The 10,383-nt window shown below is 38.7% G+C and carries 7 protein-coding genes; 1 reads left to right on the top strand and 6 read right to left on the bottom strand.

From position 1 onward, the window contains the following. Positions 1-50: 50 nt before the first annotated feature. The gene (locus tag CWC11_RS11505; RefSeq protein WP_138682812.1) at positions 51-1,211 is read right to left on the bottom strand and encodes an aldo/keto reductase; all 1,161 of its coding nucleotides are present in this window, start codon (positions 1,209-1,211) and stop codon (positions 51-53) included. Between the two features lie 349 nt (positions 1,212-1,560). After that, positions 1,561-2,811: an NADH:flavin oxidoreductase/NADH oxidase family protein gene (locus CWC11_RS11510; protein WP_138682813.1), complete on the bottom strand. Its 1,251-nt coding sequence runs from the start codon at positions 2,809-2,811 to the stop codon at positions 1,561-1,563. Positions 2,812-2,897: 86 nt separating this feature from the next. Between CWC11_RS11510 and CWC11_RS11515 the strand changes: the two genes are divergently transcribed. Then, entirely contained in the window at positions 2,898-3,302 is a 405-nt protein-coding gene (locus CWC11_RS11515) for a MerR family transcriptional regulator (RefSeq protein WP_138682814.1), read from the top strand. A 34-nt stretch (positions 3,303-3,336) separates the two neighbouring features. On the opposite strand, the gene CWC11_RS11520 is transcribed toward CWC11_RS11515, so the two are convergent. The 4 genes from CWC11_RS11520 to CWC11_RS11535 form a co-directional block, all read right to left on the bottom strand. Continuing rightward, on the bottom strand, positions 3,337-3,699 hold the full coding sequence (locus tag CWC11_RS11520; RefSeq protein WP_138682815.1) for a DUF7674 family protein: 363 nt from the start codon (positions 3,697-3,699) through the stop codon (positions 3,337-3,339). After that, complete coding sequence (locus tag CWC11_RS11525; protein ID WP_138682816.1) at positions 3,696-4,259, bottom strand: GNAT family N-acetyltransferase; 564 nt, start codon at positions 4,257-4,259, stop codon at positions 3,696-3,698. The genes CWC11_RS11520 and CWC11_RS11525 overlap by 4 nt, the downstream gene beginning before the upstream one ends. Positions 4,260-4,304: 45 nt before the next feature. Further along, on the bottom strand, positions 4,305-5,771 hold the full coding sequence (locus CWC11_RS11530) for a DNA recombination protein RmuC (RefSeq protein ID WP_138682817.1): 1,467 nt from the start codon (positions 5,769-5,771) through the stop codon (positions 4,305-4,307). Between the two features lie 1,104 nt (positions 5,772-6,875). Further along, complete coding sequence (locus tag CWC11_RS11535; protein ID WP_138682818.1) at positions 6,876-10,022, bottom strand: DEAD/DEAH box helicase; 3,147 nt, start codon at positions 10,020-10,022, stop codon at positions 6,876-6,878. Positions 10,023-10,383: the final 361 nt, after the last annotated feature.

Below are 10,383 nucleotides of genomic sequence, written 5' to 3' on the forward strand. Positions count from 1 at the left end.
ATAGGTGTGCTTACACTGACGCATTTAAGTAGCACACCTAAATAGCCAACTTACACTGGCGCGTTTTGCTCAATCAAGTTTTTAGCTTTTAACTCACTCCAAAATGCATCTGGAATGGTTACCTTCATTGACGCAACATTTGCGTTAATTTGATCGGCAGTACGCGCACCAGGCACTATTGAGGCCACAGTAGACGGTGCTTCTGCAAATTGCAGCGCAGCTGTTTTAATGTCGATGCCATGCTTAGTAGCAACTTCACTAATTGCATTATACTTTTGCTGCATAGGCGCTGGTATTTTAGGTGAGTAATTAAAGCGATTACGCCCCGTTAAAAAACCGCCATTAAGCGGCGCCCCAATAACCGCAGAGATCCCGCGCTTATCAAGCATTGGGAATGTTTTATTCAGGGCTTCTTTGTGATCTAAAATAGAATACTGCAGCGCTAATAAACAAATATCGGGATCTGACATATCAAGCGCTTTATAAACAGCGTGCGGCGTATTAACCCCAAAACCCCAACCTTTAATTATACCCTCGTCGCGCATTTTAGTGAGCTCAGGTATGGCACCTTTAGCCGCTTGATCAAAGTATTTAAGCCAATCATCACCCATATCGCTATTTTGAGGCGATAAATCGTGAATATAAACAATATCAAGCGACGCTACGCCAATTCTTTGTAGCGTATCTTCTATTGAACGGCGCGTACCCGAGGCTGAATAATCATACTTATAATGAAACGGTGAATGATCGGCCCAGTGCCAGCTATTTTCTAAAGGCTCAGCAGAGGGAGTGAGCAAGCGCCCCACCTTGGAGGATAAAACAAAGTCTTCGCGTTTTTTATTACGTAATAAGTCCCCAAAGCGCCTTTCACTTAGGCTTAAACCATAAAACGGGGAAGTATCGTAATGCCGTATGCCTGCGTCCCACGCAGCATTTAGCAATGTTAAGATTTCTGTATCGCTAGATATAGTATTAAAGCCGTTACCAGCCGCTAAACCACCTAGCCCCATTCGTGCTTCAGGGCGATAGTGTTTAGCGTTCGTAACATCGTTAGTTGGAAGGGCTGCGCTTTTATCAATTGGGCCCTTAGTCGGCATAAGCTGCCCTTGAGACATTTTTACTTTTAGCTGCTCAGCCAATGCTGATGCACTAAAAATAGAGCCCAAACTTAAAGCGGCTCCTGCTTTTATAAAGCTTCTGCGAGATACCATGTAACCTTCTCCTTGAGTAACGTTAAATATCTACGTTATACGCTAGTATAAAACTCAAGCAAAAACAACATAAGCAGTTACAATAAAGCTCAATATTATCAACAAGATGAGATAAGTTAACAAGTACTGAACAAGCATTATGTTTAACATTAATGAATGATTGTTTAGCTTGTTAGGACAGTAATTAAACATGTACAAAGTGGTGCACTTTAATAGCTTGATAAAAAAGCATTCTTCCACCATGGTGCACCTTTTAATACCAACAAACACAATATGTAAGTGGTTACATTTATTACAATGTATACATAACTAAACAAAAGGTAAAAAATTAACAGGCAAAACTAAAAGCTTAATTTAGCTCTTTAGTAAAGCGCTTACGGTAGCGCTTTGTAAGCTTAGCTGTGCGTATTTGATCGCTTATTAAAGTAAAAATAGCGGAGGCATTTGCTTTAACGTGTTTGCCTTGGCCAACTCGGCGAATTTGCCTTTTTACCAGCGCCATAGTGGCAAGCCCAGCAAGAGTTTTGTCTTTAAAGGTAACACGCGGAATAAGCAGGTTTTGCGTTGGTTGTGTTTGCCAGCAATTAACTAAATTTGGCTGATAAGCCAGTGCCGTGGCCATACCAACGAGCGCTACACCTGAGCTAATTACTTTATTTGCCACATCTAATCGGCTAATGCCACCGGTGGTCATAATGGGTATGGTTGATTGCTCGCTAATTGCTTTGGCAAACTCTAAAAAGTACGCCTCACGTGCAAGTGTACGCTCATCGCCTGTTTGGCCTTGCATAGCAGGTGCTTCGTAACTTCCGCCCGAAAGCTCTACAAAATCAACCTTTAATGCGCTTAGCATATTAACAACCGCTTGCGCGTCACTTGGTTCAAAGCCACCGCGCTGAAAATCAGCAGAGTTAAGCTTTATGGATACCGAAAAACTCTCACTACAATGTGCTTTAATGCTTTTGGTAATTTCGAGCAATAAGCGGGCGCGGTTTTCAAGGCTACCGCCCCATTTATCATCTCGTTTATTAGTAAGAGGAGATAAAAACTGTGCTAATAAATAGCCATGTGCAGCATGTATTTGTACGCCATTAAAGCCTGCTTTTTCAGCCTGTAAGGCTGTTTGTGTAAAACGCGTAATGACATCGCTAATATCACTTTGTGTCATTGCCTTTGGCTGAGCAAATAAATGTGAATGCTTACCCACATCAAGCGCAATGTCTGAGGCACTAAAGGCTTTTCCGCCCATATTTTTAAACACTTGGCGACCAGGGTGATTAATTTGCATAACAATTTTACAATCGTTTTGCTGCGCTAAACGTGCAAGCTCTGCAAATGCTGTTATATCTGTTTGTTGTTCAAGTGCTAAGCCGCCTGGACCTGTCATAGCAAGGTGATCGACCATAACATTACCAGTAATAATTAACCCGCAGCCGCCTTTTGCCCATTCGCTGTATACATTTTTAAGCACTTGCGATGGCGTTTGGTTAGCCTCTGCGAGGTTTTCTTCCATAGCTGCTTTTACTACTCGGTTTTTAAGCGCTAAGCCACTTGGTAAAGTAAAAGAGGTAAATACAGAGGATTGTTTATTTTTAGACATTAGGTAAACCATAAATTGACATTACAGGCACTATAACCTTAAAGTCAGCTTTAAGGTCAACCGTCATTTTAGGCTAATGGGTAACAATGAAAATAGGTGAACTTGCTAAACAAAGCGGGACTGCAGCCAGCACTATAAGGTATTACGAAAGCATAGGTTTACTGCCAGCGGGCGTACGTAACAGCAATGGCTATCGCCAATACACAGCAAATAGTGTTGAGCAGCTAAAAATAATTAAGTTTGCACAAAGTTTAGGGTTTTCACTTGAAGAAATACCCACACTACGTAAGCCAAATAAAGAGCTAGATCACACTGCCATTATTGCGCGCCTCACTCAAAAAAAACATGAAGCCAATGCACTGATAGAGCAGCTACAGCGTAAGTCAGAGCGTATTGGTAGTTTAATTACCCTACTAGATGCTAGCTGGACTAATGGAGAGTGTATTGGCGATGAAAAAATAAATGAACTATTGAATGAGGTGGAGTATTAAAGGCGTAAGCTGGTACATATGAGCTTTAGTTGTATTAGTCTGGCAGCGCTCTACCATGAAAATTTACATAAAGCGTTTGTAACTTGGCAGGTACTAAAGGCCAACCAACTGCAATAGTATGAGAACTTGCACCCAAAAATAGTGTTTCTACGTAATATACGTCTATGTGTTCAATTACTTTTGCGTCTGCATTTAATAACTTTTCAGCCATGTAATTTAAATAACGTTGGGCTTGTTCAGTATAATCGAGAGTAACAGCCTGTGTTGTGGCTTTAGAAAATGCCTCCATTCTAAACGTGGTTTCATCTTCATCATAGATGCTCATTAACGCTTTAACTTCAGGAAATTGAACGCTGATTTCGTTCAATAAGTTATAAACTACGTCATCATTTTTCATAAATTGTGCTCCGCGCTTAAAAGTGCAAAGCATTTAAGATCGTGAAATTGCCCTTTCCAAAAACCACTTTGTCGCCTTGTGCCTTCTTCATTAAAGCCAAGCTTTAGTAAAAGCGCTTCTGATGCGTTGTTCCCTGGTACAGTGTCGGCTTGAATTCGATTTAAAGCCCCGCAACTTAGCAACCCATCAAAGGCAGCTTTTATAATTATACTAATGGCCTCCAAGGCATAGCCCTTGCCCCAGTAATGGCTTTTAAGGTCGTAACCAATAAATGCATGCTTCATTGCTATTGACCAACTATTAAAGCCGCAAGTACCTATTAACTCATCACTATTTTTTAAACGAATAGCCCAACGGATCCCTTCTCCATTTTTATAGCGGGTATTGAATAAAGCGATTAACTTATCAGCCTGAGAAATTTGAGTTAAGGGATCAAGATCATAGTATTTAGTAACACCTTGGTCTGAAAAAATAGCAAAAATAGCAAAAATAGCATCTCTATCATCTTCATTAATAGGGGTTAACGTTAACCTTTGTGAACTTAATAACGGGAAAATCATTAACCCTCCTTTAATTTATAAATAAAAAGCGACTGTATACTAAGCCTAATCAAGCTCTAACTGGGCTTTTTCTACGCTTTCGTTTGGTAACTCTTTTTGAACCGATACACCTAGCTCTTTAAATTCAGAGGCTTGTTTAATTAAGTTGCCTTTACCACGGTATAGCTGAGAGAACGCTTTGTCGTAGCTTTCTTTTGCGCGGTCGAGCTGTTTGCCTACACCTTCCATACTCGTTAAAAAGCCATTGAGCTTGTTATAAAAGCGCTCGGCACGATTTGCCAGCTCTTTAGAGTATTTAGTTTGCTCTTCAAAACGCCAAAGCTGTTTAACAATATTTAAGCTTGTAAGCAGGGTTGTTGGCGTAGCAACTAAAATATTTTTTTCGATGGCTTGTTGATAAATATCGCTTTGGTATTTAAGAGCCTCTACAAATGCCGACTCAATAGGGACAAACATAATAACCACTTCAGGCGAGTTTATACCAGGGAGGCGATCGTAAGATTTACTCGCAAGCTCGTTTATACGCGATGTAACGGCATTTACATGCTCTTTAATTGCTTGGCTAGCTTCTAATTCGTTTTCGGCGTTAACGTATCGGGTATAAGCATTGAGCGATGTTTTAGCATCAATCACTAAGTGGCGTCCCTGTGGTAAATATACAACTACGTCGGGGCGCAGTCGACCGTCTTCGGTATTAAACGATACTTCGCGTTTGTAGTCACTGCCCGCACGCAGTCCTGCACTGTCGAGTACGTTTTCGAGCATCAGTTCGCCCCAATTACCTTGCGTCTTTTTTTGCCCTTGCAGTGCATTACTGAGCTTATCTGCTTGCTCGGTAATAGCTTGGCTTTTGGCTTGTAAATGCAGTAGCTCAGTTTTAAGGGCAGCACGTTGCTTTAAATCTTCAACGTGAATAGATTCCATTTTATCTCTAAAGCCTTTTAGCTCACCTTGTACTGGTTTTAATAGTTGCTCAATGCTTTCTTGATTTAGGGTTTTAAAACTTTGCGATTTTTCTTCTAAGATTTTATTAGCGAGGTTTTCAAACTCTTTTTTAAGCACATTTTTACTTTGCTCTATTTGCGCAAGCTGCTCGGTAAAGTTTTGCTGCTTTTGCTCAAGCGTAGTGCGCATATTATTATATTCAACATCGCGCTGATTAAATTGCTCACGCAGAGCAGTTAATTCGCCTTCGGCTTTACGCCAAAAATGATTGTATTGAATACTTTGTTTTTCTTGTTCGCTAAAACGTGTTTTAAAATGCTGAGCTTCGTCGCGTTGCTCCTGATGGGTATGCTCTAGCAGTTCGTGATCTTCTTGCAAGGCGCTGTATTGCAACTCTTTATTATCAAATTGATTTTGTAACAATGATAGCTGCTGTTGTTGTTCGCTTATTTGTAGATGTAGCTTTTTACGAAGCTGCGCAGCTACAACACTATAAAGTACTGCGCCTGCGGTAACGCCAGCGCCCAGACTTAACCAGTCAATATGAGTGAGTAATTGGGTAAACATAAAATAAACTTATAAAATTTAGAGACATGCCATCATAACCAATAACATTGATGTGGGGTAGGGAAGTAACTAAAGCTTTAACTTAGATAAAAAAAGCCAGCTAGAGGTAAGCTGGCTCAACATTACATAATTAAGTAATCAAAGGGAAAGTAATCTATTGCTGTTTGCCAGCAGGTATAACAGTAGACCGTATAAACCAAAAAACTATTCAAAATATTTACTTTAGACATAAAAAAAGCCAGCTCAAAATGGGCTGGCTCAATCATTACTAAATTTAGTAACCAATCAGGGTAATCAACATGATGCTTGAGTTAACTGCAATTAATCAACAAGCGTAATAGTAGACGCGTAACTTTAAATTAAGTTCAAAAAAGAAGGTAAAAAATTTAAATATAAAATTATGGCAAATTTTAGGCATAAAAAAGCCAGCTAAACTAGGCTGGCTCAATCATTACTAAATTTAGTAATTAAACGGGGAAATCAACATGAAGCTTGTGTTAACTGCAATTAATCAGCAAGCACAATAGTAGACGCCCAACGTAAGATTAAGTTCAAAATAATCATTAAAATATTTTATATATAATAATTAAGAAAAATTATAGGCATAAAAAAGCCAGCTAAAAGGCGCTGGCTCAGTGGTTACTAAAATTAGTAACTAAATAGGGGGAATCAACATGAAAACTTGTATTAACTGCAATTAATCAACAAGCATAATAGTAGACGCCCAACGTAAGATTAAGTTCAAAATAATCATTAAAATATTTTATATATAATAATTAAGAAAAATTACAGGCATAAAAAAGCCAGCTAAAAGGCGCTGGCTCAGTGGTTACTAAAATTAGTAACTAAATAGGGGGAATCAACATGAAAACTTGTATTAACTGCAATTAATCAACAAGCATAATAGTAGACGCCCGACTTTAAATTAAGTTCAAAAAATAATGATAAATATTTTAGGCATAAAAAAGCCAGCTAAAAAGTGCTGGCTCAGTGGTTACTAAAATTAGTAACTAAATAGGGAAATCAACATGATGCCTGCGTAAACTGCAATTTAACAACAAGCATATTAATAGACGCCTATTTTTTAATTTAGTTCATTAAAATTTAATTTTTAATGAGTGATAACATTTGCTGCTCATCAAATTGTGTAAAACTCATAGATTTTTCGGTAAATAAAGCATCTACAAGCGCTTGCTTATCTTGCTGCATTTTAAATACTTTTTGCTCGATTGAATTGCTCATTATTAGTTTATATACAAATACGGGATTAGTTTGGCCTATACGATATGCCCTGTCGGTGGCTTGCTTTTCTACAGCTGGGTTCCACCACGGATCAAAATGAATAACAGTATCGGCTTGCGTTAAATTTAAGCCAGTGCCACCGGCTTTTAAACTAATTAAAAACACCGATGTTTTACCACTGGTAAACTCATCTATTACTTTATCGCGATGACGAGTTTGCCCTGTTAGCATACTAAAATTAATGTGTATTTCTTCAAGGCGTTTGGCTATTAAATCAAGTGCCGATGTAAACTGGCTAAAAATAATTATTTTACGACCAAGGCTTAACATAAGCGGTAAATGTGTTGCGAGCCACTCAAGCTTTGCTGATCCTGCTTGGGTTTCTGGGTCTATTAATTTTGGGTGGCAACAAATTTGCCTTAACTTTAATAGCGCTTCTAAAAAAGCCAACTTACTTTTTTGCACGCCTTGCTCTGCAAATAAGTCTATAAGCTTTTCTTCCAATGAGCGTGTAATGCCTTGATACATTTCTTTTTGCTTAGGCTCAAACTCAAACTCTTTTGTTAACTCTGTTTTTTCTGGTAGCTCTTGAGCAACTTGCGCTTTAGTACGGCGCATTATAAAAGGCATAATTAGAGCTTTTAGCTGCTCTGCACGTTCCATATCAGCTTCGCGCTCGATAGGCGTTTGAAAATGTTGTTTGAAATGAGCCTGCGAGCCAAGTAGTGACGGCATAGCAAAGTCGAGTAATGACTTAAGTTCAAGTAAGTTATTTTCGATAGGGGTACCGCTTAAACATAATTTAAACTCGGCATTTAAGCGTTTGACTAAACGCGAAACCTGCGCGGTATCATTTTTAATATATTGAGCTTCATCGAGAATGATATTTTCAAAATAAAGCGGTGAATAATACGCTATGTCGCGCTTTAAAAGCGGATAGGTTGTAAGTATACACTGCGCCTGAGCTAGGTGCTGTAATGGCTCATTTCGCTGAGCACCAAAAATAGTCGTTACTTTTAAACTTTTAGCAAATTTAGAGATCTCGTTTTGCCAATTACTAACTAAGCTCGTAGGGCATACTATAAGTGTAGGCCCAGCTTGAGGGCGGTTAAAAGTGCTCGCTAAAAAAGCGATTACCTGAAGTGTTTTTCCAAGCCCCATATCGTCGGCTAAAATCCCACCTAACTGATGGCGCTTTAAAAAACTAAGCCAATCAACGCCTTGTTGTTGATACTCCCTAAGAGTAACGGAGTCGTTTAACCCATGTAAAGCAACAGCAGGCATAGCGTGGTCTGTGCTATTTAGCTCTAATAAATATCGCTCTAAAGAATCGTCGTGTAGCTCTACATTTATAGCTGTTTGCTTTACCAGTTCAGGTAAGTACGATAACGGTATATTAAATTCATCTCGCGTTTTTACAAATTCAAAACGTTCTTTAAATTCGTTAATTAAGTTAATTGCTGATTTATTAATAACCCCAAATTGTCGGCCTACTGGGTAGTAATAAAATAATTCACTTTGTCGATTTAATGACTGATATAGCGGATCAGCATTGGTAAAAAGAGGAGTCGCTTTTGCTTCACCAAGCAAAACTTTACAGTGCATTTGATGCCCTGCAGCGCGATGAACATGCAAACTAACTTCCGATTGAGGATTAGGACTACTAACTTTGCTTACACTTACTTGCCAGCCTCGCTCTTTAAAACTAGGAAACACTTCAAATATAAGCCAGTGCAAATGAATAGGAGATTGTTTTATAAATACAAACTCACTTTGTAAACCCCCTTTACAAAATTCGAAACCGAGATTAGTAAGCTCATTGGTTACTGTATTTTCAAAAGCACTATTTATTGTATTAGCAGGAGCAGAGCCTGCTAAATAGTTTTTATTTTTATACTTAAATAATAATGAAAGCGATAAACCGCGCTCACCCGTTGTTATTTTTAATACCGCATTACTCGAAGGCTTAGGCAAGCTAGGCTGTAAATTAGTTGGATGCGGAATAACACCCACACCAAAATTATCCGCTAGTTGTTTATAAATACGATCAAAATTAGCATCGTGCAGGGCAGGCATGGTTTGTAGATGAGCAATTTCGTCACCACTTAATGGAGTACGAATGCGCCCAGCTTTTAAATGGTCTAAGTCTATATATGTAGGAGGCGTAGTTTTTAACAATGCCCAATTTTGGCTTTGCTCAAGCTTAATGACTAATTGCGAAAGGTCTTTATTTTGTTCCCAATTAAAACTTAATGCTTGACCAGTTTGAGCCTTTATAGGCACACGAGAACGTTGAAAAAACAAACGTTCTGTAGCGATTAACTGCTGCAAAGCACTAAAGCCCCACTGGCCTTTAAGCTCAATGTTTCCGACTGCATTTTGCGAGCGGATCCAACTAAATAATCTAAAATCGCTTTCGAGTAAATCGTTTGGAGTAACAAAGCTATTGAGCTGTTGCTCGGTAAGGTTTCTTCCTAGGGTGTAATTTTTTTTGTTTTCGACATTAGCTATTTTTGGTGTTAAAAATACTTTGTTATTTTCAATATCTAAAACAAATAAAAGTACTTGCGATGGCGTTTTTTTATCGTTGCTTTTAAGTGCACTTAACTCGCTAAACCAATCATTTATAAAGTAGTCTTCTCCGTACTCACCAGAGTGTTCTATTTTAAGTTTAAATAAAATGGCAGCCAAATGGCGACATTTAGTTTTTGCGTTACACGTACAATGAGTGTCAACAGAATAACCAGTTGGTACTTTACTGATCTCAATACGTTGATTAAACGATGAACCGTTATCGCCTTGAACCGTAGAGTCCACAACAGAAAAGTTTGGTGTGTGCTCAAGCCAGCTAATTTGGCCATTTTTATAATACTCTTTGCCTTTATCAAGAACACTTTCGCGAAAAAGCTTTTTTATAAAGCGTTCAGACAGGGGAAACTGAGTTGCCTGCTCATTTTTTATTTCTTCAAAAATAGCCATTAAATCATTTTTTGATAAGTTAGCAGACATGTCACTCTAAGCATTAAATTTTAAAAATAATTCTGCCAGTATATGCCTTATGTGCGTGGAGCTAAAGCAATATTAACGTAATACAAACTGGTTGGAGCTGATAGGTTAGTAAAAAATCGGTTTATAACTAGGGCGTGTTGATCTTTGCGGATTGAAATTTGTTCAATCTAGGGGCGATTAAATCGCGGCGCGAGGTTTGTAACCTAGTGGGCTAAGTAAAAACCGAGTAACAAAGAGTTTATCGCCCCTAGGCAGAACCCGAAGGGCAGCGCATGTTTGGCATTTATGCTGCGTTATCGCCTATTTATGGGGAATAACCACACTTCATAGGCTCCGCCTTGCCTTAAAACCAAACATACTG

The sequence above is a fragment of the Pseudoalteromonas sp. S3178 genome, from assembly GCF_005886985.1.
Classification (GTDB): domain Bacteria; phylum Pseudomonadota; class Gammaproteobacteria; order Enterobacterales; family Alteromonadaceae; genus Pseudoalteromonas; species Pseudoalteromonas carrageenovora.